The organism is Bifidobacterium sp. ESL0825, from assembly GCF_052606465.1.
Window position 1 is genome coordinate 200569 of the sequence record NZ_CP199589.1, and the last position, 24414, is coordinate 224982.

The window sequence follows — 24414 nt, forward strand, 5'->3', positions numbered from 1 at the left end:
CTCTCTCGCGCCGCGGGGATAGGCCGGTCGACAATGTGAGAAGGCTGTCAAGACGGGACGGGCGTGGAATAGGCGCTCTCCCGCTCCTGTTGAACCTAGCGATAGGCACCGGTATGTGAGGAGGAATCATGGACAAGAACAAGATTTCGACCAACAACCCGGCCACGGTCGTCCTGGCGGGGGGATGTTTCTGGGGCATTGAGCGGTTCTTCCAGGAGGTGGACGGGATCACCGACACCCAGGTGGGATACGCCCAGTCCACAGTGCCCAACCCCAGCTATGAGCAGGTCTGCAGCGGTGTCACCGACGCCGTGGAAAGCGTGCGGCTGACCTATGATCCCCAGAGCGTCAGTCTGCGGACCCTGACCCTGCTTCTGCTGGATCTGATCGACCCCTTCTCGGTGGATCGGCAGGGCAACGACCGGGGCAGGCAGTATCGCAGCGGCCTCTACTGGGATCCTGACGATCGCGAGCAGGAGGAGCCCGTCTTTCGCCGCGCCCTGGATGAGCTGGAGCGCAGGACCGGCCGTCACCCCGCTGTGCAGGTGGAAGCCCTGATCAACTTTTATCCGGCGGAGGAGTCCCACCAGGACTATCTGCTCAAGAACCCCGGCGGATACTGCCACATCCCTCTGGAGGCCATCGCCAACGCCGCCTCACGCCAGCGCTATATCGAGCGCATCTGGTCCCTGGACCCTGAAAGCTACGAGGTCACCCAGCACTCGGCCACCGAGAGGCCTTTCGCCAACGCCTACGACGGGGAGTTCCGCCCGGGCATCTATGTGGACGTGGTCAGTGGACAGCCGCTCTTCTCCTCGGCGGACAAGTACGACTCAGGCTGCGGCTGGCCGGCATTCACCAAGCCCATCGATCCCGACCTGCTGGTCAACCGCAAGGACTACAAGCTGCTGGGCCGGCCCCGGATTGAGGTGCGGACGGCACAGACCGGCATCCATCTGGGACACGTCTTTGACGACGGTCCGGCTGACCGTGGCGGGCAGCGCTACTGCATGAACTCCGCCGCCCTGCGGTTCGTGCCGCGGGACCGGATGGAGGAGGAGGGCTACGGCGACTACCTGCCCTTGGTAGACCAAGTTAGCCGTTGACCGTTCTGCCTCCAGTGACACGCCGGAGCTTCTGACCCATGGGGTTCCGGCGCAGTCCACGCATGAGGCCGGTCTGTTCCCTGTTGCCCTTTTAGGCTATTGTGGACTGCTGGTGGATTGATAAGGAGTCATGCCAATGTGCGGAATTGCTGGGTTCGTCAACGACACCTCTGCCGAGGAAAAAACGGCCGTGCTCAAGCGGATGACGGACATCATCGCCCACCGAGGCCCCGACAACGAGGGGCATTTCGTCGATGAGCGGGTGGCCCTGGGCTTTCGGCGCCTGAGCATCATCGACCTGCAGGGCGGCGACCAGCCCATCTTCAACGAGGACTCCTCCATGGCCATCACCATGAACGGGGAGATCTACAACTACCGTGAACTGCGCCGCCAGCTGATCGACCTGGGGCACACCTTCTCCACCGAGTCCGACACCGAGGTCATCCTGCACGGCTACGAGCAGTGGGGCCACCAGGTGGTCAACCGCCTGCGCGGCATGTTCGCCTTCGTCATCTGGGACCGCGGCCGCGGCGAACTCTTCGGGGCCCGGGACCACTTCGGCATCAAGCCCTTCTATTACGCCCGGATGGGCGGCACCTTCATGTACGCCTCGGAGATCAAGAGCCTCCTGCAGCATCCGGACTTCCACAAGGAGCTCAACACCCAGGCCCTGCGTCCCTACATGACCTTCCAGTACCCGGCGCTTCCGGAGACCTTCTTTAAGGGCGTATTCAAGCTTCCCGAGGGCCATTGGTTCACCTTCCGGGACGGGAAGATGGACATCCACCAGTATTATGACCCGGCCTTTGGGGAGAGCAAGCAGGACCTGAAGGACCTGGTCGACTCCATCGACCAGACCGTCCAGGATTCGGTCAAGGCGCACCAGGTGGCCGATGTGGAGGTGGGCTCCTTCCTCTCCTCCGGGGTGGACTCCAGCTATGTCGCCGCCCTGGCACGCCCCCGGCACACCTATTCAATCGGCTTCGGCAAGGGGACCTACAACGAGTCCGACCAGGCTGGCGAGCTGGCCTCTATACTCAAGCTCAACAACACCACCGAGTCCCTGGACGGCGACCAGGCCTTCAGCTACTTCCCGCAGATTCAGTGGTATATGGACGAACCTGACTCCAATCCCTCCTGCGTGCCGCTCTTCTTCCTTTCCGAGCTGGCCAGCCGAGACCTGCGCGTGGTCCTGAGCGGGGAGGGCGCCGACGAGCTCTTCGCAGGCTATATAGACTACGGCGTGCACACGCGCTCGCGGATCATCAAGGATGTCACCCGTCTCCTGGGCCGTCTGCCCCGCAAGGCCCGGTATGCCATCGGACGCTGGGCCAAGGGCAAGCACTTCCACGGGGCCTGGCACCTCTACGCCAACCTGGCCCCCGCCGAGGAGAGCTTCATCGGCCAGGCCAAGGTCTTCGACGAGGACGAGGCCGGCAGGCTGCTCAAGCCGGCCTACCGCAAGGCTCCCCGTGTCTCTGAGATCACTGGGCGAATCTACGCCCGGCTCAAGGGGCGCAGCCTGTCCGAGCTCAAGAAGAAGCAGTACCTGGACATGCATCAGTGGATGCCCGGGGACATCCTGCTCAAGGCCGACAAGATGACCATGGCCCACTCCCTGGAGCTGCGGGTGCCCCTGCTGGACCGCAAGCTGATGGATGTGGCCGAGAAGGTGCCCACCAAATACCTGATCACTGATCAGAACACCAAGTTCGCCTTCCGCAAGGCTGCCGACCGTCATATTCCCCGGGAGTGGTCCGCCAGGGAGAAGCTGGGCTTCCCCGTGCCCATCCGGGACTGGCTGCATCAGGAGCGTTACTACCGGCTGGTCCGCAGCATGTTCGAGCAGGAATGGGTCTCCGAGTTCTTCGACCAGGAGGCCCTGCTGCGCATGCTGGACGACAACTACGCCAAGCGCAACGACGCCCGCCGCAAGATCTGGACCGTCTACTCCTTCCTGACCTGGTATGACGTCTACTTCATCCACGACGGAACCAAGCCGGAGCTGCTGGACCTTCAAGCCTAGGGGTCTGTCCTGAGGCCTGTGTTATACTGCTATTCGGCTTGAGAAATCAAGAAAGCGGATGATCCCACCTGGGAGCCTTCCATGGCTTCGGGTTCGACCTGCGCTGATGACGGTTGCCCGTCATCACGTACGGTGCAGGCATTGGCGGTTTCGTTGCCATACAGCAGCGGCGGTCATGTTCGAAACCTATGGGTTCTTCGCCTGGCAGTGGATGTTGTGGTATTTGAGAAGGAGTCATCATTAGCGACGAACCAAGGATTAACGACGATATACGAGTGTCTCAGGTACGCCTGATCGGTCCCAACGGCGAACAGGTGGGAATCATTGCGACCTCCGTCGCCCTCAACCTGGCCAAGGAGGCCAACCTTGACCTGGTCGAGGTTGCGCCCAAGGCCAAGCCTCCGGTCGCCAAGCTCATTGATTACGGCAAGTTCAAATACAACGAGAAGATCAAGGCTCGTGAGGCGCGCCGCAATCAGAGCATGTCGGAGATCAAGGAGATCCGCTTCAGATTGAAGATCGACGACCACGACTTCGAGGTCAAGGAGGGGCACGTGCGCCGCTTCCTGTCCGCCGGAGACAAGGTCAAGGTCACCATCATGCTGCGTGGGCGCGAGCAGTCCCGGCCCATCGGCGGCGTGGAGCTCCTGCGCAAGCTGGCTGACGACGTCGCGGATCTGGGCTCCATCGAGTTCGCCCCCAAGCAGGAGGGGCGCAACATCATCATGACCCTGTCGCCCAAGGGCAAGAAGGTCCATACCCAGTCCGAGCAGCGTCGGCGGGGCGGCCAGGCCCGTGCCGAGCGCAAGGCCCGTCAGGCGGCCCATCTGGCTGCCAAGGCCGACAACAATACTTCTCCCAAGCAGATGAAATCCAAGGAGGGCAGCAATGCCGAAGATGAAAAGTAACTCCGCCGCATCCAAGCGCGTCCGGACCACGGGTTCGGGCAAGCTCATGCACGCCGGGACCGGTATGCGCCACAATCTGGAGCACAAGTCGGCCAAGAAGCGTCGTCACCTGTCCACTGACGAGGTGCTCGCTCCGACCCAGTCCAAGAACATGAAGAGGATGCTGGCCCGCTGAGCGGGTGCTGTCGCGTCGAGTGAGATTTTAGAAAGCTGAGGAATATCTATGGCACGAGTCAAGCGGGCAGTCAACGCGCATAAGAAGCGTCGGGTCGTCCTGGAGCGGGCGTCAGGCTACCGTGGCCAGCGCTCCCGTCTCTACCGCAAGGCCAAGGAGCAGCTGCTTCATTCATATACATATAACTTCCGGGACCGCAAGGCCCGCAAGGGCGACTTCCGCAAGCTGTGGATCCAGCGCATCAACGCCGGATGCCGCGCCCAGGGAATCACCTACAACCGCTTCATCCAGGGGCTGCGCCTGGCCGGCATCGAGCTGGATCGCCGTGCCCTGGCCGACCTGGTCGTCAACGACATCGACACCTTCAACGCCATCGTGGCTGAGGCCAAGAAGGCGTTGCCTGCCGATGTGAACGCTCCGGTCGCTGCCTGATCAGCGGACCTGAACACCCTACTGCAAGAACCCTGCCTTTCGCGGGGTTCTTTGCATATTTGACCATTCCTCATGGGGACGGTAAGTTGATTGACGACAATGATGCCGGGAGCCGCCATGAACAGTGATCACAGCGCAGACGCATCGGCTGTCTCGGCAGCATCGGCAGGTCAGGCCAGTCAGTCGCCGAGCAGCGGCAGATCCAAGCCGGCCAGGATCAATCAATCACGCCCCATCCTTCGATCGCGGATCTTTCTCTATGTGACGGAGTTCTTTTCGGGGATGGCCGTCATGGCCGCCGAGCTGGGGGCCTCCCGCCTGCTGGCTCCTTACTTCTCGTCCTCCCAGATCGTATGGACCATCATCATCGGGACCATCATGATCGCCCTGGCCCTGGGTGCCGTCGTCGGCGGCCGCTGGGCCGACCGGAACCCCGACCCGGACAGGCTCTACCTGTGCATTATGGCCGCGGCGGTCTGGATCGCCCTGATCCCCCTGGTCGGCAAGTACCTGATCATCCTGATCTCGGGGCTGCTGATCGTGGCCGTCTCCACCAACTTCCTGGTCCTGGCGGCCTTCATCTCCTGCCTGATCATCTTTGTCCCGCCCCTCTTCCTCCTGGGGACCATCACCCCCGGCCTGGTCAAGAGCGCCACCGACTCCCTGGACGACAACGCTTCGGTGGTCGGCCGGCTCAGCGCCTGCAATACCGTAGGATCCATCCTGGGCACCTTCCTGCCCACCTTTGTGACCATCCCGGCCGTGGGGACCTTCGTCACCTTTCTGATCTTCTCCGGGATACTGCTCCTGGTGGCCTTGGTCTACTTTCTTTCCTCCCATGCCCACCGCCTGGCCTGCCTGATCGCCACGGTGGCCTTTGTGGTCTCGGCAGCCCTGTCGCCGATGACGGGGTTCGCCTTCTGGGAGAAAGGCCTGGCCTACGAGGGCGAGTCCATCTACAGCTACCTGCAGGTTAAAACCCTGGCGGACAGGACCATCCTCTCCACCAACGTCCTCTTCGGCGTCCAGTCGGTGACCATGAAGCACCCCGGGATGACCGGCATGTACTACGACACAGCCCTGGCGGCGCCGCTCATGGCTGATCAGGCCCGCTCGGCCCTGATCCTGGGCATGGGGACCGGGACCTATGCCCGGCAACTGAGGCGGTACTACCCACGGATGGCCGTCCAGGGGGTGGAGATCGACCAGGCCATCAGCAACCTGGCCATCAAGTATTTTGATCAGCCCGCCGATATTCCGGTTTCCACCTACGACGGCCGAGCCTGGCTGGCGGCCAGTCGCCAGCGTTACGACCTGATCATGGTCGATGCCTATCAGGACATCACCATCCCCTTCCAGATGAGCTCCACCGAGTTCTTCGCCCTGGTCAGGAACCATCTGAATCCGGGCGGAGTCATGGTGGTCAACATGAACATGATCGACGACGGCCAGGGGTCCATCAATGCGGCCCTGACCAATACCATCACCAGGGTCTTCGGATCCGATGCCATCCTGACGGCCGACGTGCCCCAGACCACCAACCGCGAGCTCTTTGCGCGCCGCCCCTCTTCCGAGGATTTCTCGGGACCAGGAGGGGATAGCCAGGGCAAGAAGGAGGCGATGGGGGACTACCCGGGTTCCGACCTGTTAGCGGAGGCGGCCGCCAGGGTCAGCCCTGATCCGGACCTGTCCCAGATGATGGAGCAGGTCAGCTCCCGACTGAGCACGGTTGGGGATGCCAAGGGGAGGGTATTGACCGATGACAATGCGCCGGTCGAATTGCTGGGCATGCACGCCATCGACCGGATCATCGGCAGGGAGGCCGGCCCCTACCGGCGGATTCTTCAGCAAAAAGGGATCCAGGGGCTGATCCAGGAGGTCTCTTGATCGGCCATCTTGATATCGGCCATCTCGATCCCAGGCGCGTTGGAAGCACGGGAACAGGGGAGCTGAGCGCTAGAATATGGCCTAAAGACCAGCACTGATGAAGAGAACCGGAGGTTAAGCAGTAGTGGACGGTGATCATCAGGAGGGGCTGACTGCATTGCTGGATCAGTTCCTGGCCTACACCGGTCTGGAGCGGGGTCTTGCCCCCGCCACGGTCAAGGCTTATCGGTCCGATCTGACCATGTACATCAACTGGCTGTCCGGCCGCGGCATCACCAGCCTGGAGCAGATTCAGACCGCCGATGTGGAGGGCTTTCTGGCCCATCTGGCCGACGAGAGTCCAGCCAGTCGCTCGCGGAGGATGGCCGCCGTCCATGAGTGGCACCGGTTCGCCCTCAAGCAGGGGGTGACCGACCAGGATGTCTCTCGTGCCGTCAAGGCTCCCAAGGGCACCTCGGCCCTGCCGGATGTGCTGGACGTGGACCAGGTGACCCGGCTGCTGGATGTGGCCGCCATGGGCGGGTCCAAGGATCCGGTGGTCCTGCGGGACAAGGCCCTGCTGGAGTTCATGTACGCCACCGGCTGCCGGGTTTCGGAGGCCGTCGGCACCGATCTGGAGGACATGGACCTTGACGAGCGGGTGGTCCGCCTGACCGGCAAGGGCGACAAGCAGCGTCTGGTGCCTATGGGCTCCTACGCCTGCCAGGCCATGCAGGCCTACCTGAATCTGGGGCGGTCCAGCCTGTGCGATCGAGCCTCCAAGGGCAGGGAGCTGCGTGCCGTCTTCCTCAACAAGCGGGGCAAGCGGCTGACCAGGCAGACCGTCTGGCAGGTGGTCAGGGATGCCGGCCGCCGGGCAGGGCTGAACAGACCCCTGCACCCCCACACCCTGCGGCACTCCTTCGCCACTCATCTGCTGGAGGGAGGCGCCGATGTGCGTTCGGTCCAGGAGCTGCTGGGCCATGCATCGGTGACCACGACGCAGATCTACACACACGTCAGCCCCCAGGCCCTGATGGAGACCTACCAGACGGCCCATCCCCGCGCCCGCTGACCCGCCAACCCGCGAAAGCGGACGGAAACTTGATAGGGTAGAGGCATGCCTACGGATTTGTTAGGGCGCGAGTATGAGACGTTCGCTGCCCCGGAGCCTTTGAAACAGCACGGTCCGGCCCGTGTCCTCGCCATGTGCAACCAGAAGGGCGGCGTGGGCAAGACCACCTCATCCATCAACATCGCCGGGGCCATGTGCCAGTATGGGCGACGGGTGCTGATCGTGGACTTCGACCCCCAAGGCGCGGCCACCGTGGGCCTGGGCATCAACGCCAACAGCGTGGACAACACCATTTACACCGCCATGTTCGACACCTCCTTGGATGTTCACGAGGTGGTCCGGCACACCCGTTTTGACGGCCTGGACATCATCCCGGCCAACATTGACCTGTCGGCAGCCGAGATTCAGCTGGTCACCGAGGTCGGCAGGGAGCAGGCCCTGGCGGCCACCATCCGGCCCCTGCAGCAGGAGTATGACGCCATCATCATCGACTGCCAGCCCTCGCTCGGCCTGCTGACCGTCAACGCGCTGACTGCTGCGGACGGGGTCATCATTCCCGTGGCGGCCGAGTTCTTCGCCCTGCGCGGCGTGGCCCTGCTCATGCAATCCATAGAGAAGGTCCGCAGCCGCATCAACCCCGACCTGCAGATCTACGGGGTGCTGGTCACCATGTACACCAAGACCCTGCATTCGGACGAGGTGCTTCAGCGCATCTACGAGGCCTTCAAGGGCAAGGTGCTGCACTCCATCATCAGCCGGTCCATCAAGCTGCCCGATGCCACGGTGGCCGGCGAGCCCATCACCATGTTCGCCCCCGAGCACAAGACCGCCAAGGAGTATCGGGAGGTCGCCCGGGAGCTGATCGCCCGCGGCATCGTGGCGTGAGCGGATCAGCGGACGGCTTTGCCGTCGACCTGGATGTCTACCAGGGGCCATTCGACCTGCTGCTGGGCATGCTGGCCAACCGCAAGCTCTCACTGACGGAGGTCTCGCTGGCCGCCATAACCGGGGAGTTTCTGGACTATGTGCGCACCCTGGACTTCAGTCAGGGGCTGGACCAGGCCAGCGCCTTCCTGGACGTGGCCTCGGTTCTGGTTGAGGCCAAGAGCGCCGCCCTCCTGCCTGTGGAGGACGAGTCCATGCGCGACCAGGCCTCCATGGATGCCCTCCGGGAGCGTGATCTGCTCTTCGCCAGGCTCCTGCAGTACCGGGCCTTCAAGCAGGCAGGGCAGGACTTTCGAGCCAGGCTGGCCGCCAACTCGGGCCGCTACCCGCACCCCGGCCATCTGGAGCCCCAGCTGGCCCATCTGCTGCCTGATCTGGTCTGGACCCTGAAGCCAGAGGATCTGGCCCTGCTCTGCGCCAACGCCCTGGTCAACGCTCCGGCCTCCCAGGTTCGTCTGGACCAGCTGCACGTGCCCCTGGTCGACCTGAACAAGGAGGCCGACCAGGTTCGCCAGGCCCTGCTGGCACAGCCCGGGCAGCCGGTGGCCTTCGCCGATCTGGTCGCCTCCTCCAAGGGCCGGGCGCAGGTGGTGGCCCGATTCCTGGCCGTGCTGATTTTCTTCAGGCAGGAACTGATCCAGTACCGTCAGGATGGCCCCTACCAGCCGCTCTACCTGCGCTGGGTTGGGCCGACACAGGAGCCGGAAACGGCCTTGATCAGTGAGGGGGACTTTGCATGAGCCAAACCTCGGCTCCCGATACCCGTCCCGAATACGTGGACTTTGACGTGCAGGACTTTCCCGGGGGGCTGGCCGCCTGCCTGGAGGCTATTCTGGTGGCCACGGACCGGCCGCTGACCGCAGAGGATTTCTCCCGGGTGCTGGCCGTGGATCCGGATCCGGTCAATGCCGCCCTGGAATCGCTGGCCGAGTCCTATGGCGACCGAGGATTCGAACTGCGTCGGACCGCCCGGGGCTGGCAGCTGACCAGCAGAGCCGCCTACCAGCCCGTGGTGGCGGCCTTCGTCAAGGACGGCCAGACAGCACGCCTCTCCCAGGCGGCCCTGGAGGCCCTGGCCATCGTGGCCTACCGCCAGCCCATGACCCGTGCCCAGGTGGGGCAGATCCGCGGAGTCAATTCGGACGGGGTCATCCGGGCCCTGCTGGTGCGCGGCCTGGTCCGCGAGGAGGGCCTGGACGAGCAGACCCACGCCGCGCTGCTGGTCACCACCGACCTCTTCCTTGAGCGGATGGGCCTGCAATCCTTGGAGGATCTGCCCTCCCTGGCCCCCTTCCTGCCCGACGAGGACTCGGCTCTGGCCCAGGCCCGCCAGGAGCTGTCCGACCAGCTTCAGTCTCCGGATCCAGTCCAAGGTTCGCCCCAGGGCGAGGAGGAGTGAACGCCTGTCACACAAGGCGGTTACACTTGTCTCTGTTTGTCCAATTCCGGGATAGCATTCACGAGAATGAGGTTTTGATGGCGGTACGCGGCGATATACGAAATGTGGCGATTGTGGCACACGTTGACCACGGCAAGACCACCCTGGTCAACGCCATGCTGCAGCAGTCGCACGTCTTCTCCGAGCGGGAGGAGGTGCCCGACCGGGTCATGGACTCCAACGACCTGGAGAAGGAGAAGGGCATCACCATCCTGGCCAAGAACACCGCCGTCAAGTACACAGGCCCCCTGGCCGCCAAGCTGGGCCAGCCCGACGGCATCACCATCAACGTGGTGGACACCCCAGGCCACGCTGACTTCGGCGGCGAGGTGGAGCGCGGCATCTCCATGGTCGACGGCGTGGTCCTGCTGGTGGACGCCTCCGAGGGGCCCCTGCCCCAGACCCGCTTCGTCCTGCGCAAGGCTCTGGAGGCCAAGCTGCCCGTCATTCTGGTCATCAACAAGACCGACCGTCCCGATGCCCGCATCTCCGAGGTGGTCTCCGAGTCCACCGATCTGCTCCTGGGACTGGCCCAGGATGTGAGCGAGGAGGGAGTGGACCTGGATCTGGATTCCCTCCTGGACCTGCCGGTCATCTACTGCGCAGCCAAGGCAGGCAAGGCCTCCGTCAATCAGCCCGCCGACGGCGCCGTGCCCGACAACGACGATCTGGAGCCCCTCTTCGAGGCCATCCTGACCAACATTCCCGCCCCTGAGTACGAGGAGGGCGCCCCGCTGCAGGCCCATGTGACCAACATCGACGCCTCCGACTACCTGGGCCGCCTGGGCCTGGTGCGCATCTACAACGGCACCCTGAGCAAGGGCCGCCAGTACGGCCTGTCGCGCGTGGACGGATCCATCGAGAACTTCAAGCTGACCGAGATCCTGCGCACCAAGGGCCTGCAGCGCTCGCCAGTGGACGAGGCCGGCCCCGGCGACATCGTGGCTGTGGCCGGCGTGGAAGACATCATGATCGGCGAGACCATCGTCGACCAGGACGACCCCCGCCCCCTGCCGCTGATCCACGTGGACGACCCGGCCGTCTCCATGACCTTCGGCACCAACGATTCGCCCCTGGCCGGCACCGAGGGCAAGGACCACAAGCTGACCGCCCGCATGCTCAAGGACCGCCTGGACCGCGAGCTGATCGGCAACGTCTCCATCAAGGTGCTGCCCACCGACCGGCCCGACGCCTGGGAGGTCCAGGGCCGTGGCGAGCTGGCCCTGGCCATCCTGGCCGAGCAGATGCGCCGGGAGGGCTACGAGCTGACCGTGGGCCGCCCCCAGGTGGTCACCAAGACCGTGGACGGCAAGCTTCAGGAGCCCATGGAGTCCGACACCATCGACGTGCCCGAGGAGTACATGGGCGCGGTCACCCAGCTCATGGCCGACCGCAAGGGCCGCATGGAGACCATGACCAACCACGGCTCCGGCTGGGTCAGGATGCAGTTCACCGTGCCCTCCCGTGGCCTGCTGGGCTTCCGCACCGCCCTGCTGACCGCCACCCGCGGCACCGGCATCTCCGCTTCAATCTCCGCCGGCTACGCCCCCTGGGCGGGCGACATCAAGACCCGGCAGAACGGATCCATGGTCTCCGACCGATCCGGCAAGGCCAGCCCCTACGCCATGCAGAAGCTCCAGGCCCGGGGCGAGTTCTTCGTCAAGCCACAGTCGCCAGTCTATGAAGGGCAGATCGTGGGCATCAACAACAAGCCCGGCGACCTGGACATCAACATCACCCTGGAGAAGCACATGACCAACATGCGTTCCTCCACCGCCGACGTGCTGGAGACCCTGACCCCGCCCATCGACATGAGCCTGGAGGAGTCCCTGGACTTCGCCAACGATGACGAGTGCGTGGAGGTGACCCCCGAGTCCATCCGCGTGCGCAAGATCATCCTGGACAGGGATGCCTGGTACAAGTGGAACGCCCGTCAGCGCAGGGCCAACAAGAAGTAATCCTGTTCTCACAATCAGATTCAGTCCGACCCGGCCGCCCCACGGTGACCGGGTCGGACTAGTCTGGAACCCATGAAGTCTCAGGTTTCCAAATCCAAGGACCAAGCCCCCTCCCATTCGGCGCGTGAGTCCGGCAAGAGGAGTCCTTTCCGCTGCCTGCTGGGCCTGCCCATCGGTCTGGCGGTGGGCGTGCTGGGAACCCTGGTCCAGCGCTCCGGGGCCGCCCAGGGTCTGCCCTGGGGGATGGTCCTGGCCTATCTGCTGGTGGCCCTGGCCGCCTGGTGGGTCCGTTGCGACAGTGGCACCATGGGTCTGGCACTGCATCTGGTGGCTTCGACGGTCATGGTTTGGCTGCTTTCCATGCGGGGGCCGGGCGGCGACGTGCTCATGCCCTACGCCGACTTCCCCACATTCTTTGCCAAGTATGCGGTCTTTCTCTGGATGGGCGGGCTGGTCCTGATCCAGACCCTGGCCATCTGCCTGCCGGCCTCCTGGTTTGCTGACGGTCCCCTGCGTCGTCAGGGGCGATCAGCATGAGCCAGGATCCGTCAGGAAAGCCGGCGACTGAACCCGACCGGATTCCCCTGCACTTCCTGGGTCCCGAGGGGACCTTCACCCATCAGGCCGCTCTTGAGGCAGCCAACCTCATGGAGACAAGGCTGGACTGCAAGGCTGACTTGCGCCCCTGCTCGGATGCGGCTGCCATCGTGGCCGCCGTGGAGGAGGGCCGAGGCTGGGGAGTGCTGGCCTGGGAGAACAACGTGGAGGGCCATGTGGTGCCCAACATGGATGCCCTGATCGACGCTCAGTCGGTAGCGGGCTTCGGCATGGTCCGCCTGCCCATCGTCTTCGACGCCTTCGTCCGGGCTGACCATGATCCCCTGCGCCAGGTCGCCGCCCATCCCCATGGACTGGCCCAGTGCAAGGGCTTCATCACAGAGACCGGCTTCAATCCGGTGACGGCCAACTCCAACGCTGCGGCCTGCCGTGATCTGGGCCCCGATCAGGTGGCTCTGGGTCCTCGCATCTGCGGGAGCCTCTACGGACTGGAGACCTACCGGCGTGAGGTGCAGGACTATCAAGGCGCGCGCACCGACTTCCTGCTGCTGGCTGCCCGGGACCAGGCAGCCTGGCTGGCACGCCGTCTGGCGCCGGGCGGGGATTTCGAGTCCATCGTCACCTTCATCCCCCTGAATACGGGGCCGGGCGTGCTGGCCAACCTGCTGGACCGCCTGCGCGATGCGGGCCTGAACATGACCTCATTCATGTCCCGGCCCATCAAGGGGCACGACGGGACCTACAGCTTCGTGGCCAGCATCGACGCTGCGCCTTGGCAGAAGGGGCTCCATCAGGTGCTGGCCGACCTGCTGGACAGGGGGGACTGGCTCAAGACCCTGGCGGTCCATCCGCGCACCCCGCATCCAGCGCCCCCCATCCGTGAATGGATGCTGCCCAGGGCGGGGGCCTTCCGGGGTGAGGACCCCGACACCGAGACGATCAGCAAGGAGTTGTTATGGTAGATGAATCCGCACCCTTTCCACACATGGACCTGTCAGGGCCCGAGCACATGCACCCCATGGCGGGCATGGCCGCCTCGCCGGTGCTGACCTCGGCCCACAAGATCGCCGTGGCGGGGCTGGGTCTGATCGGCGGATCGCTGGCCCGCCGCCTGGCCGCCCGGGGCCGGTTCGTGATTGCATGGAACCATAATGACCGTCCCTACGAGCAGGCCCGCAGCCAGGGGATCCACTGTGTGGACACCCTGGAGGAGCTGGCCAAGGGCAAGGCAGACGTGCTGGTGCTGGCCACCCCCTTGCGGGCCATGCCCGAGGTGCTCAAGGCCCTGGCCCCGGTGCTGACCCGAGGCACCACCCTGACCGACGTGGGCAGTGTCAAGGGGCCGGTCCGCCGTCAGGTCGAGCAGGCCGGTCTGGCCGATCGGTACGTAGGCGCCCATCCCATGGCCGGCAGCGAAGGCTCCGGCTATGAGGACTCGGACCCGGCCCTCTTGGAAGATGCCCTCTGGGCTCTCTGCGTCGATGAACATACGGACTACAGCCGCTTTTTGACCGTGGCCGACATGGTCACCCAGGGGCTGGGCAACCGGCTGATCGCCCTGGACGATGCCACCCATGACCGGGCTGCGGCACTGATCTCGCACATGCCCCACGTGGTGGCCACCGCCCTGGCCAACATGCTGACGAAGTCGCCTGACCGCCGAGTGGCCTCGGCCCTGGCGGCCGGATCCTGGCGGGACATGACCCGTGTGGCCCTGACCGATCCTGAGCGGACCCGGGCCATGGTGGAGGAGAACGCCGGCCAGGTGGCCGACCTGCTGGATGATTTGGCCGAGAATCTGCAGGACATGGCCTCTCTCTTGCGGGACCAGGAGCCGGAGGCCGATGAAAAGCGCCGGGACTTCTTCCTCCAGGCGGACCCCTTCCGGCGCTACAAGGCCGCCCTGGGCGACCGGGAGCAGATGCCCACCACCGACCTTGAATTGGATCCGCAGGAGGGCAACTGGCGGCAGGAGCTGCTGGATTCAGCCCTGCGCGGCGAGCAGGTCTCGGCCTTCCTGACCACCAGCCGGGCCCGGGTGCTGCACCCGCCGGTCATCGACTGAGATCAGGCGGGTCCGGGCGGGGCGAACGGCGTTCCGGGACCGGCTTCAGGGCCACCATGTCTGCTGCTGGCAGGGTCACACGTTCCCCGGGACGCGACCCATTGGCCGCCGGGTCCCTGTCCAGGATCAGCCGCCGTCCGTCCCAGTCGACCACATGGCCCACGTAGTCGCGGAACTTGGGCCTTCCGTCTTCCGGGTCCGACCCCAGGGCGATCCTGACCACCAGCCGCGCTCCGGCCGGTATGGCTGCTGGCAAACGCATGGCCATCCACCTCCTGGGCCAGTATCGCCTGCGGCTGCGACGAGGGTGAAAGCGCCTAAACTGTATTGCACATACTGCACAGTCAAGCGAAGGGAGCGCCATCGGTGGATCAGGATCTGCAGGACTTCACCGACTATCTTTCCCGGGTGGCAGGCAAGAGCCCCAACACCGTGCGATCCTACCGGGCCGACCTGTCGGGCTTTCTGCATCTGATGCATCTGCACGGCATCGATGACCCCGCGCAGATCGACCTGGCCACCATCAGGTCCTGGCTGGCCCACGAGGCATCGACCCACGCCCGTTCGACCATGGCCCGGAAAACGGCCGCACTGAGGTCCTTCTTCGGCTGGCTGAGCCGGCACGGCCGGATCAAGACCGACCCCACCTTGGCCCTGAGCAGCCCCAAGCAGTCCGAGCACCTTCCACGGATCCTGACGCACGACCAGGCCCGCACCCTGATGGATACGGTCGACCAGGATCCGGTCGAGCCCCGGGAGGACCAGGAGGTTCAGGCTGCCCTGCAGGTGCGGGATGCGGCCATGCTGGAGCTGCTGTACGCCACGGGCATGCGTGTGGCCGAGCTCTGCGGGCTGGACCTGGATGACGTGAACCGGCACAGCCGCACCGTAAAGGTTCTGGGCAAGGGTTCCAAGGAGCGGGTCCTGCCCTATGGCCTGCCCGCCGATCGCGCCCTGGATCGCTGGCTGGGGGAGGGGCGGCCGGTCCTGGCGGGCTCAACGGCCAAATCGGCCCGCAAGGCAGGTCAGGCCCTTTTCCTGGGTCAGCTGGGCGGCAGGGTTGGCCAGCGGCAGGTCCGCAAGGTGGTCCATCAGGCGGCCGGTCAGGCCGGGGTGCCCGACATCGCCCCCCATGCCCTGCGGCACTCGGCCGCCACGCACATGCTGGATGGGGGAGCCGACCTGCGCGAGGTTCAGGAGATGCTGGGCCACTCCTCCCTGCGGACCACCCAGCGCTACACCCACGTCTCCATCGAGCAGCTGCGGGCCCGGTACAGGCAGGCTTTTCCAAGGGCCTGAAATCCGGCAAATGAGATACGACTTGTCTCGGGAAACATCCTGGTATCAGAATATGGCGTATTCTAGCTTGAACATCAGTCAAAGACTTTCGGGATCATAGGCGCAATGTTGGCAACCAGCTAAAGGGAGCAGCAGGAATGAAGAAGAGTTCACAGCTCACAGTGGTGTCAGCGTTCATCTGTGCCTTGGCGCTTCTGGCCAGCGGCTGCGGTAGTGGCGGCAGCAGTACCGATACCGAGGGTGCCGAGCAGTCGTCCAGCGACCAGACCAGCAACAACGCCGTGGTGTCGGTTCATGGGTGCGAGCCGGCCAACCCGCTCATTCCCAGCAGCGCCGCGGAAAGCTGCGGCGGACAGGTCGTGGACGCCATCAACTCCAAGCTGATCCGCTTCGATGACCAGGGCAAGGCCCACAACGATCTGGCCTCGGAGATCAAGGGCAACGACGACATGTCCCAGTACAAGGTCACCCTGGTCGACGGGCGCAAGTTCTCGGATGGCACCCCTATTACAGCCAGGTCCTTCACCAGGGCCTGGTCCTGGAGCGCCAATGTGTCCAACGGCCAGCTGAACGCCAGCTTTTTCTCCAATATCAAGGGCTTTGATGACCTGCAGAAGCAGGGCGTGCCTGCGGATGCCCAGTTCTCCGGATTGAAGGTCATCGATGACAAGACCTTCACCGTGGACCTCATTTCGCCCTCGTCCACCTTCCCCATTCAGGTAGGCTATACCTCTTTTGCGCCCCTGCCTGAATCCTTCTATAAGAATCCCAAGGCCTACGGGGAGAACCCGGTCAGCTCGGGTCCTTACCAGTTCGAGTCCTGGCAGCACAACGTCATGATCAAGCTTCGCAAGAACAACGAATACGGCGGGGAGGTCAAGGTCCGCAACGGCGGCATCGACTACAAGGTCTACACTGACCTGGGTTCCGCCTATTCCGATGTGCAGGCGGGCAACCTGGATGTGATCGACAGGATTCCCACCTCCGCTGTCAAGACTTTCATGACCGACAGCATGGTTCAGAGTTATAACAAGCCTGGCTCCAGCCTGCAGATGTTCACCATTCCTACCACGATGGAGCATTTCGGCCAGGATCAGGAGGGCCACCTGCGCCGCTTGGCCATCTCCATGGCCATTGACCGGAAGATGCTGATCGACAAGGTCCTGGGCGGTCTGGGCGTGCAGCCCACCGACTTCACCGCGCCGACCATCCCAGGCTATGCCAAAGGTCTCAAGGGTTCGGACAACCTCAAGTACAACGCCAAGAAGGCCAGGGAGTACTGGGCCAAGGCCGATGCCATCAGCAAGTGGCCGGCCGACAAGAGCTTCCAAATGCTGTACAGTTCGGATGGCGGAGCCAAGGACTTCTACGACGGAATGGCCAACTCCATCAAGAACACGCTGGGCATCAAGGCCGAGGCCACTCCCGTGCCCACCTTCAGCGAGTTCCGTGGCAACATCAAAAAGCGCCTCTATAACAATGCGGCCTTCAGATCCTCCTGGTCGCCCGACTATCCATCGCCTGAGAGCTATCTGATGAGCAACTTCGCCAGCTCGGCGGCCGATGGCAACGGATCCAACGATGGCGACTACAAGAACCCCAAGTTCGACGCCCTGCTCAAGCAGGCTGCCAAGGCCAAGGACACCGACGAGGCCAACAGGCTCTTCCAGAATGCTGAGGAGATCCTTCTACAGGACATGCCAGCGGTTCCGCTCTATTATGGAAACAACATTGGCGCCTCCGCCAAGAAGGTCCATGGGATGCGTCTGGGCTGGGATGGCTATCCGATCTTCCCGGAGCTGTCCAAGGACCAGTAATGATCGTGCCGGAAACGGCATGAACCGCCGTCGATGATTGGCGGTTCGGGAAACCAACCAAAGGAAAGAGCAAGATATATGAAGAAGCAATCGGCCCTGACCATTGCGGGCGCCGGACTGTGCGTCATGGCGCTCACGCTGGGCGCCTGCGGCGGATCCGGCGGATCCGGCTCCTCTGCCCAGGGGAGCAACGGCGGCAGCTCGAACGCCGTCATCTCGGTCTTCAACCCTGAGCCGGCCAATCCGCTCATCCCCAGCATGACCAACGAGGTGGGGGGTGGCAACCCCATCGACGTCATGTTCTCCAAGCTGGTCCGCTTTGACGACAAGGGCAAGCCGGTCAACGAGATCGCCAAGCAGATCAAGGCCAACGAGGACAACACCCAGTACACCGTGACCATCAACGACGGCTGGAAGTTCTCGGATGGCACCCCGGTCACCGCACAGTCCTTCACCAAGGCCTGGTCCTGGGCGGCCGACATCGCCAACAAGCAGCTGGGCTCCAGCTTCTTCGCCAACATCAAGGGCTATGACGACCTGCAGAAGGAGGGCACCCCTGGCGATGCCCAGCTGTCCGGCCTCAAGGTCATCGACAACAAGACCTTCACCGTTGATCTGACCTCGCCTTCCTCCACCTTCCCCATCCAGGTGGGCTATACCGCGTTTGCGCCCCTGCCCGAGTCCTTCTACAAGGACACCAAGGCCTTCGGCGAGAAGCCGGTGACCGTGGGACCCTACAAGTTCCAGTCCTGGGAGCACAACAAGTCCATCAAGCTGGTCAAGGATCCCGCTTACAAGGGCGGCATCAAGGTCAAGAACGGCGGCGTCGAGTTCCGCTCCTACACCGATGCCACCGCAGCCTACCGCGATGTGCAGGCCGGCAACCTGGACGTGCTGGACACCCTGCCCGCCTCGGCTCGCAAGACCTTCCAGACCGATAACACGGTCCAGGCCATCAACGATCCGGGTTCGGTCATCCAGATGTTCACCATCCCCACCTACATGAAGCACTTCGGCCAGGATCAGGAGGGCAAGCTCCGTCGCCAGGCCATCTCCATGGCCATCGACCGGCCGACCATCATCAAGAAGGTGCTGTCCGGAACCGCCAAGGAGGTCCACGACTTCACCGCCCCCGTCATCCCCGGCTACTCAACCAGCATCAAGGGATCCGATGTGCTCAAGTACAACCCGTCCAAGGCCAAGGAGCTCTGGGCCGAGGCCAACAAGATCTCCCCCTGGGGCGAGGGCGACAGCTTCAAGATCGCCTACAACGCCGATGGCGCCCACAAGGAGATCTATGACGCCGTCACCAACTCCATCAAGAACGCCCTGGGCATCCAGGCTTCGGGCAACCCTCTGCCCACCTTCAGCGAGTTCCGCTCCAACGTGCAGAACCGCAAGTTCACCGACTCGGCCTTCCGCTCCGGTTGGCAGCCCGACTACCCCTCGCCCGAGAGCTACCTGTCCAGCAACTTCGCCAGCTCGGCAGCCAACGGCAACGGGTCCAACGACGGCGACTACAAGAACCCCGAGTTCGACGGCCTGATGGACAAGGCAGCCTCCGCCAAGAGCATCGACGAGGCCAACAAGATCTACCAGCAGTCCGAGGAGCTGCTCTTCCGCGATCTGCCCGCAGTCCCGCTCTACTACCAGAACTCCAACGGCGTGGCCGCCAAGAACATCCAAGGATTCTCCTTCACCTGGAAGGGTGTCCCTGCTTACTACAACCTCAGCAAGTGAGGTGACGGGAGACTGAATCCCGCACCTCAGAGCTGACATCGCCCGGGCCGGCACGGAAGGATCCACTCCGCGCCGGCCTTGGCGTCTTTGCACCCCTGTTGAGGTGTGCTGGTAGACTCAAACAAGAATTTTTGCGGCGGCCCCGATCCCCATGCCGATCCCGGTCGCGGATGACAAAGGAGAATAGCCGATGGGAAAATATCTTCTGCGACGTATTCTGCAGATGATCCCCGTCGTTCTCGGCACGACACTGCTGATATACGCGCTGGTCTTCGCGCTTCCCGGCGACCCTGTGGCCGCCATGTTCGGAGACAAGCCGGTCAATCAGGCCGTTGCCGCACAGATACGTTCGGAATACAATCTCGACAAGCCCTTCATCGTGCAGTACGTGCTCTTCCTGAAGAACGCGCTGACCCTGAACTTCGGCAATACCTTCGCCGGCCAGCCCGTGATCAGCGTGATCGGCAGGGCCTTCCCGGTGACCATCAAGCTGGCCCTGATGGCCTTCGTCTTCGAGGGCGTCTTCGGCGTGATCTTCGGCATCATCGGCGGCCTGACCAAGGGCAAGTGGTCGGACAACATCATCCTGGTCCTCTCCCTGCTGCTGATTTCGGTGCCTACCTTCGTCACCGGCTTCATCCTGCAGTACCTGTTCGGCGTCAAATGGCATCTGCTGCCGGCCACAGCCGGGGCCAATCCGGGCTTTATTGATCTGCTCATGCCGGCCATTGTGCTGGGGTCGGTGTCCATGGCCTCCATCATCCGTCTGACCAGGACGGAGATCACCTCCAACATTTCCGAGGACTACGTGCGCACGGCCCGGGCCAAGGGCATGAGCAATCGGTCCGTCATCGTGCGGCACGTACTGCGCAACTCCCTGATCCCCGTGGTCACCTACCTGGGCGCCGATATCGGCGGACTCATGGGCGGGGCCATGATCACCGAGCGCATCTTCAACATCCAGGGTGTGGGCAACACCCTTTACCAGGCCATCCTGAGGGGCGAAGGCACCCTGGTGGTCTCCATCGTGACCATTCTGGTCCTGATCTTCGTCATCACCAGCCTCCTGGTCGACCTGCTCTACGCAGTGCTCGATCCGCGGATCCGGTATGCGTGAGGGAGAGGGACCGACTATGAGTGAAACGGCAATGAACGAGTCAAGCGAACAGAACGAAAGCCAGGCCCGCGTCTACTTCCCCGACCCCCTGCCGGGCCAGGAGCGGTTCGTGGCCCCCATCGACGAGACGCCCCTGCGCGAGGTGGACTCGGTGGATGAGGACGTGCCGCCCACCAGCATGTGGGCCGACGCCTGGAAGACCCTGAGGCGCAACCCGCTCTTCATCATCTCCGCAATCCTGGCGATCGTGGTCATCCTGGTGGCCCTCTTCCCCAACCTCTTCGCCAGGCAGGACCCCATGGCCTGCAGCCTGTCCGACTCCCTGGAGCCCGGCCGGCCCGGGCACCCCTTCGGCTTCGATCTGCAGGGCTGCGACGTCTACAGCCGCGTCATCCACGGTGCCCGGACCTCGGTGGCCATCGGCATCATGACCACCATCCTGGTCACCGTCTTCGGCGGCCTCATCGGCGCCATCGCCGGATTCTTCGGGGGCTGGGTTGACGCCGTGCTCAGCCGCATCACCGACATCTTCTTCGCCATCCCCATGATCCTGGGCGCCATCGTGCTCCTGCAGATGTTCCGCACCTCCACCTCCCTGTGGAAGATCATCCTGACTCTGACCCTCTTCGGCTGGGTCAACATGGCCCGCATCACCCGCAGCGCCGTCCTGGAGGCCAAGAACCTGGAGTTCAACACCGCTTCCACGGCCCTGGGCTCCACGCCCCTGCGCAACCTCTTCCGGCACATCATGCCCAACTCCCTGGCCCCGGTCATCGTCATGGCCACCATGTCGCTGGGCACCTACATCGTCTCTGAAGCCACGCTGAGCTTCCTGGGCATCGGCCTGCCATCCACCGTGGTCTCCTGGGGCGGGGACATCTCGACGGCCCAGAACCTCCTGACCACCAACCCCTCGGTCCTCTTCTATCCCTCCGCAGCCCTGGCCATCACCGTGCTGGCCTTCATCATGATGGGCGACGCGGTCAAGGATGCATTGGATCCCAAGAGCAGAACGGCCTGAGCGGAGGAAGCATGACTGAAGCAGACAAGAACATGACCACCAATCAGGAGCAGCAGCCTCTGCTCGACGTGCGGGACCTGCAGGTGGACTTCACCGCCGATGGGCGCACCGTCCACGCAGTTCGCGACGCCTCCTTCAATGTCTACCCCGGCCAGTGGGTGGCCATCGTGGGGGAGTCCGGCTCGGGCAAGTCCACCTCGGCCATGGCTGTGCTGGGCCTTCTGCCCGGCACCGGCAAGGTGACCGGAGGCAGCATCCGGCTCAATGGCCGCGAGCTGGTGGGCCTGGACCGCAAGGATTATGAGGCGCTGCGCGGCTCCCAGGTGGGTCTGGTCCCGCAGGATCCCATGAGCAATCTGAACCCGGTCTGGCGCATCGGCTCCCAGGTCAAGGAGGCGCTGACCGCCAACCATATGGATGTCTCCCGGGAGAAGCGCTCCCGGCTGGCCAAGGCCCTGGCCAGCGACGAAGAGGTGACGCTCAAGAAGTCGGACGACGAGCTTTTCATCTCCTCCAAGGACCTGCCCGGCCTGCTCCAGGCCGCCCGCCAGGCCCTGAGCGATGCCGGGGTCGCCGACGTGGACCAGACCATGGAGGCCCTGAAGGCCGAGTGGGATGTGGGCTCCGAGACCCGCTGGGGCGTGGCCAAGTCCCTGATCGACGCCGGTGTGGATGACGATGCGGCCTGGACGCTGGCCAAGGAGCATGTGACCGGTTCGGACATGGACGACCGCATCGCCGGGCTGCTGTCGGAGGCCGGGCTGCCCGAGGCCGCCACCAGGGCCCGGCAGTATCCGCATGAGTTCTCGGGCGGCATGCGCCAGCGCGCACTGATCGCCATCGGCCTGGCCTCCCGGCCCGACCTGCTGATTGCGGACGAGCCCACCAGCGCACTGGATGTGACCGTCCAGAAGCGGATTCTGGACCACCTGCGCAGCCTGACCGAATCCCTGGGCACCGCCGTGCTCTTCATCACCCACGACCTGGGGCTGGCAGCCGAGCGCGCCCAGCACATCGTGGTCATGTACCGGGGCCAGGTGGTGGAGTCCGGGCCCAGCCTGGAGGTCCTGCAGCACCCCCAGCACCCCTACACCAAGCGGCTGGTTCAGGCCGCGCCCTCGCTGGCCTCCCAGCGCATCATCTCCGCCAAGCAGCGTGGCCAGGATGCTGAAGACCTGCTCGAGCACCACGTCAAGGGCGAGAGCACCCTGGAGCGCAGCGAGCACGTCATTACCGTGGAGCACCTGACCCGCGAGTTCAGGCTGCCCCGGCGCAAGGAGATGTTCAAGGCCGTGGACGACGTCTCCTTCTCGGTCAAGCGGGGGACCACCCTGGCCATCGTGGGGGAGTCGGGCTCCGGCAAGTCCACCGTGGCCAACATGGTCCTGCACCTGCTCAAGCCCACCTCGGGCCGGGTGACCTACGAGGGCCAGGACATCGCCGGCTTCGGCAGCCACGAGCTCATGGAGTTCCGCCGGCACGTGCAGCCGGTCTTCCAGAACCCCTACGGCTCCCTGGACCCCATGTACTCCATCTACCGCTCCATCGAGGAGCCCCTGCGCATCCACAAGATCGGCAACGCCAAATCCCGGCAGAAGAGGGTCAAGGAGCTGCTGGACATGGTGGAGATGCCCGAGTCGGTCATGGGGCGCTACCCCAACGAGCTCTCCGGCGGACAGCGTCAGCGCATCGCCATCGCCCGGGCCATGGCCCTGAATCCGGATGTGATCATCTGCGACGAGGCCGTCTCCGCCCTGGACGTGCTGGTCCAGGACCAGGTGCTGCGGCTGCTCAACGACCTGCAGGCCGAGCAGGGGCTCAGCTACCTGTTCATCACCCACGATCTGGCCGTGGTCAGGCAGATCGCAGACGAGGTGGTGGTCATGCAGCACGGCCGGCTGGTGGAGCACGCCACCACGGACGAGGTCTTCGACCACCCCCAGCGCCAGTACACCAAGGATCTGCTGGACGCCATCCCCGGCGGCAAGCTGCGCCTGGGTCTTGACTAGTCATCCTTTGCACAGACTCACAAGGAAATGAGGCATCATGGGATTGTTCGGTTTCGGCAGGAAACACGCCAAGAAGCAGGCTGAGGAGGCCGTCGAGGAGTCCAAGGAGCTCGACGAGTCCACGGAGAAATCCGACCAGACCTCTCAGGCGGACCGCGATGAGACGGCTGCAGAGCAGGACGAAGCCGAGCAGAGCGGGAAGGGCCCCTGGGACAGCTTGGATTCCGATGCCCCTGACACCGACGAGTACCTGGACATCGGCGCCCTGATGCTGCCCTTCCTCAAGGGCAGCGAGCTGAGGCTCAAGGCCAACTCGCAGACCGGCGACGTGCTGGGGGCCACCATCACCTACGGGTCCTCCAGTCTGGAGCTGGAGCCCTTTGCGGCCCCCAAGTCCCTGGGCCTCTGGGACGAGGTCCGGGCCGACCTGCTCAAGGCCAACCCCTCCTGCAAGGAGGTGGACGGCGTCTTCGGCAAGGAGCTGACCCTGCCCGTCAAGGTCAAGAGCAAGAACATGCTGACCCGGGTGGTGGGCATCGACGGACCCCGCTGGATGCTGCGAGGCATCTTCTCCGGCCCTGCAGCCAAGGGCGGCAAGGAGAAAGATGTGCTCGACGGCTACCTGGCCGACCTGGTGGTGGTCCGTGGCGATGAGCCCCTGGCCCCCCGTGACCTGGTTCCCATGCATGCGCCCGTCACCCCCAACCAGCGCCGCGGAGAAGCCGAAGACCCGGAGTCCAAGGACGATGAGAGCGCGCAGATCCCCGGCAGGCCGGAGGGCCCCTTCGATTCGGACCAGCAAACCGAGGTGAAGACCACCCTGTCGCGCGGACCCATGTTCTCGGAGGTCCGCTAAGGC

The 24414-nt window shown here is 64.1% G+C and carries 22 protein-coding genes; 21 read left to right on the forward strand and 1 reads right to left on the reverse strand.

The window, feature by feature from the left end:
* Nucleotides 1-128: 128 nt before the first annotated feature.
* From msrB to ACUIAG_RS00850, 14 genes are all read left to right on the forward strand, one after another.
* Nucleotides 129-1106, forward strand: a complete 978-nt coding sequence (gene msrB, locus ACUIAG_RS00785; protein ID WP_445339852.1) for a peptide-methionine (R)-S-oxide reductase MsrB — start codon at nucleotides 129-131, stop codon at nucleotides 1104-1106.
* A gap of 136 nt (nucleotides 1107-1242) precedes the next feature.
* Nucleotides 1243-3132 carry an asparagine synthase (glutamine-hydrolyzing) gene (gene asnB, locus ACUIAG_RS00790; protein WP_445339853.1) on the forward strand — a complete coding sequence of 630 codons (1890 nt, stop codon included), beginning with the start codon at nucleotides 1243-1245 and terminating at the stop codon, nucleotides 3130-3132.
* A gap of 236 nt (nucleotides 3133-3368) precedes the next feature.
* The gene (gene infC / locus ACUIAG_RS00795) at nucleotides 3369-4040 is read left to right on the forward strand and encodes a translation initiation factor IF-3 (protein WP_029676114.1); all 672 of its coding nucleotides are present in this window, start codon (nucleotides 3369-3371) and stop codon (nucleotides 4038-4040) included.
* Nucleotides 4021-4215: a 50S ribosomal protein L35 gene (gene rpmI / locus ACUIAG_RS00800; protein ID WP_015021617.1), complete on the forward strand. Its 195-nt coding sequence runs from the start codon at nucleotides 4021-4023 to the stop codon at nucleotides 4213-4215. Before infC ends, rpmI begins: the two co-directional genes overlap by 20 nt.
* A 48-nt stretch (nucleotides 4216-4263) precedes the next feature.
* Complete coding sequence (rplT, locus tag ACUIAG_RS00805; RefSeq protein WP_015021618.1) at nucleotides 4264-4647, forward strand: 50S ribosomal protein L20; 384 nt, start codon at nucleotides 4264-4266, stop codon at nucleotides 4645-4647.
* Between the two features lie 117 nt (nucleotides 4648-4764).
* Nucleotides 4765-6534 (forward strand): spermidine synthase, encoded by a 1770-nt coding sequence (locus ACUIAG_RS00810; RefSeq protein WP_445339854.1) that lies wholly within the window; start codon nucleotides 4765-4767, stop codon nucleotides 6532-6534.
* 124 nt (nucleotides 6535-6658) lie between these two features.
* A complete protein-coding gene (gene xerD, locus ACUIAG_RS00815; RefSeq protein ID WP_445339855.1) occupies nucleotides 6659-7588 on the forward strand; it encodes a site-specific tyrosine recombinase XerD in 930 nt (309 codons plus the stop codon).
* Between the two features lie 45 nt (nucleotides 7589-7633).
* Complete coding sequence (locus ACUIAG_RS00820) at nucleotides 7634-8473, forward strand: ParA family protein (RefSeq protein WP_445339856.1); 840 nt, start codon at nucleotides 7634-7636, stop codon at nucleotides 8471-8473.
* Complete coding sequence (locus tag ACUIAG_RS00825) at nucleotides 8470-9273, forward strand: segregation and condensation protein A (RefSeq protein WP_045924143.1); 804 nt, start codon at nucleotides 8470-8472, stop codon at nucleotides 9271-9273. Before ACUIAG_RS00820 ends, ACUIAG_RS00825 begins: the two co-directional genes overlap by 4 nt.
* A complete protein-coding gene (scpB, locus tag ACUIAG_RS00830; protein WP_101432176.1) occupies nucleotides 9270-9932 on the forward strand; it encodes an SMC-Scp complex subunit ScpB in 663 nt (220 codons plus the stop codon). The genes ACUIAG_RS00825 and scpB overlap by 4 nt, the downstream gene beginning before the upstream one ends.
* Nucleotides 9933-10009: 77 nt before the next feature.
* Nucleotides 10010-11929: a translational GTPase TypA gene (gene typA / locus ACUIAG_RS00835; RefSeq protein ID WP_445339857.1), complete on the forward strand. Its 1920-nt coding sequence runs from the start codon at nucleotides 10010-10012 to the stop codon at nucleotides 11927-11929.
* Between the two features lie 72 nt (nucleotides 11930-12001).
* Nucleotides 12002-12466 (forward strand): alcohol dehydrogenase, encoded by a 465-nt coding sequence (locus ACUIAG_RS00840; protein WP_445339858.1) that lies wholly within the window; start codon nucleotides 12002-12004, stop codon nucleotides 12464-12466.
* Nucleotides 12463-13449: a prephenate dehydratase domain-containing protein gene (locus ACUIAG_RS00845; RefSeq protein ID WP_445339859.1), complete on the forward strand. Its 987-nt coding sequence runs from the start codon at nucleotides 12463-12465 to the stop codon at nucleotides 13447-13449. Before ACUIAG_RS00840 ends, ACUIAG_RS00845 begins: the two co-directional genes overlap by 4 nt.
* Nucleotides 13450-13514: 65 nt before the next feature.
* A complete protein-coding gene (locus ACUIAG_RS00850) occupies nucleotides 13515-14552 on the forward strand; it encodes a prephenate dehydrogenase (protein WP_445340343.1) in 1038 nt (345 codons plus the stop codon).
* On the opposite strand, the gene ACUIAG_RS00855 is transcribed toward ACUIAG_RS00850, so the two are convergent.
* Nucleotides 14542-14814, reverse strand: coding sequence for a DUF6725 family protein (locus tag ACUIAG_RS00855; RefSeq protein WP_445340344.1), 273 nt, complete (start codon nucleotides 14812-14814; stop codon nucleotides 14542-14544). The two genes, ACUIAG_RS00850 and ACUIAG_RS00855, sit on opposite strands and share 11 nt — an antisense overlap.
* Before the next feature lie 104 nt (nucleotides 14815-14918).
* Between ACUIAG_RS00855 and ACUIAG_RS00860 the strand changes: the two genes are divergently transcribed.
* The 7 genes from ACUIAG_RS00860 (at nucleotide 14919) to ACUIAG_RS00890 (ending at nucleotide 24411) form a co-directional block, all read left to right on the forward strand.
* Nucleotides 14919-15851 carry a tyrosine recombinase XerC gene (locus ACUIAG_RS00860; protein WP_445339860.1) on the forward strand — a complete coding sequence of 311 codons (933 nt, stop codon included), beginning with the start codon at nucleotides 14919-14921 and terminating at the stop codon, nucleotides 15849-15851.
* A 137-nt stretch (nucleotides 15852-15988) separates the two neighbouring features.
* Nucleotides 15989-17668 carry a peptide ABC transporter substrate-binding protein gene (locus tag ACUIAG_RS00865; protein WP_445339861.1) on the forward strand — a complete coding sequence of 560 codons (1680 nt, stop codon included), beginning with the start codon at nucleotides 15989-15991 and terminating at the stop codon, nucleotides 17666-17668.
* A gap of 78 nt (nucleotides 17669-17746) precedes the next feature.
* Nucleotides 17747-19408, forward strand: coding sequence for a peptide ABC transporter substrate-binding protein (locus ACUIAG_RS00870; RefSeq protein WP_445339862.1), 1662 nt, complete (start codon nucleotides 17747-17749; stop codon nucleotides 19406-19408).
* Nucleotides 19409-19598: 190 nt separating this feature from the next.
* Nucleotides 19599-20525 carry an ABC transporter permease gene (locus tag ACUIAG_RS00875; RefSeq protein ID WP_024627150.1) on the forward strand — a complete coding sequence of 309 codons (927 nt, stop codon included), beginning with the start codon at nucleotides 19599-19601 and terminating at the stop codon, nucleotides 20523-20525.
* 31 nt (nucleotides 20526-20556) lie between these two features.
* Complete coding sequence (locus ACUIAG_RS00880) at nucleotides 20557-21546, forward strand: ABC transporter permease (RefSeq protein WP_034524826.1); 990 nt, start codon at nucleotides 20557-20559, stop codon at nucleotides 21544-21546.
* Between the two features lie 11 nt (nucleotides 21547-21557).
* Nucleotides 21558-23555 carry a dipeptide ABC transporter ATP-binding protein gene (locus tag ACUIAG_RS00885; RefSeq protein WP_445339863.1) on the forward strand — a complete coding sequence of 666 codons (1998 nt, stop codon included), beginning with the start codon at nucleotides 21558-21560 and terminating at the stop codon, nucleotides 23553-23555.
* A gap of 37 nt (nucleotides 23556-23592) precedes the next feature.
* Nucleotides 23593-24411 (forward strand): DUF3710 domain-containing protein, encoded by an 819-nt coding sequence (locus tag ACUIAG_RS00890; protein WP_445339864.1) that lies wholly within the window; start codon nucleotides 23593-23595, stop codon nucleotides 24409-24411.
* The last annotated feature ends 3 nt before the right edge of the window (nucleotides 24412-24414 follow it).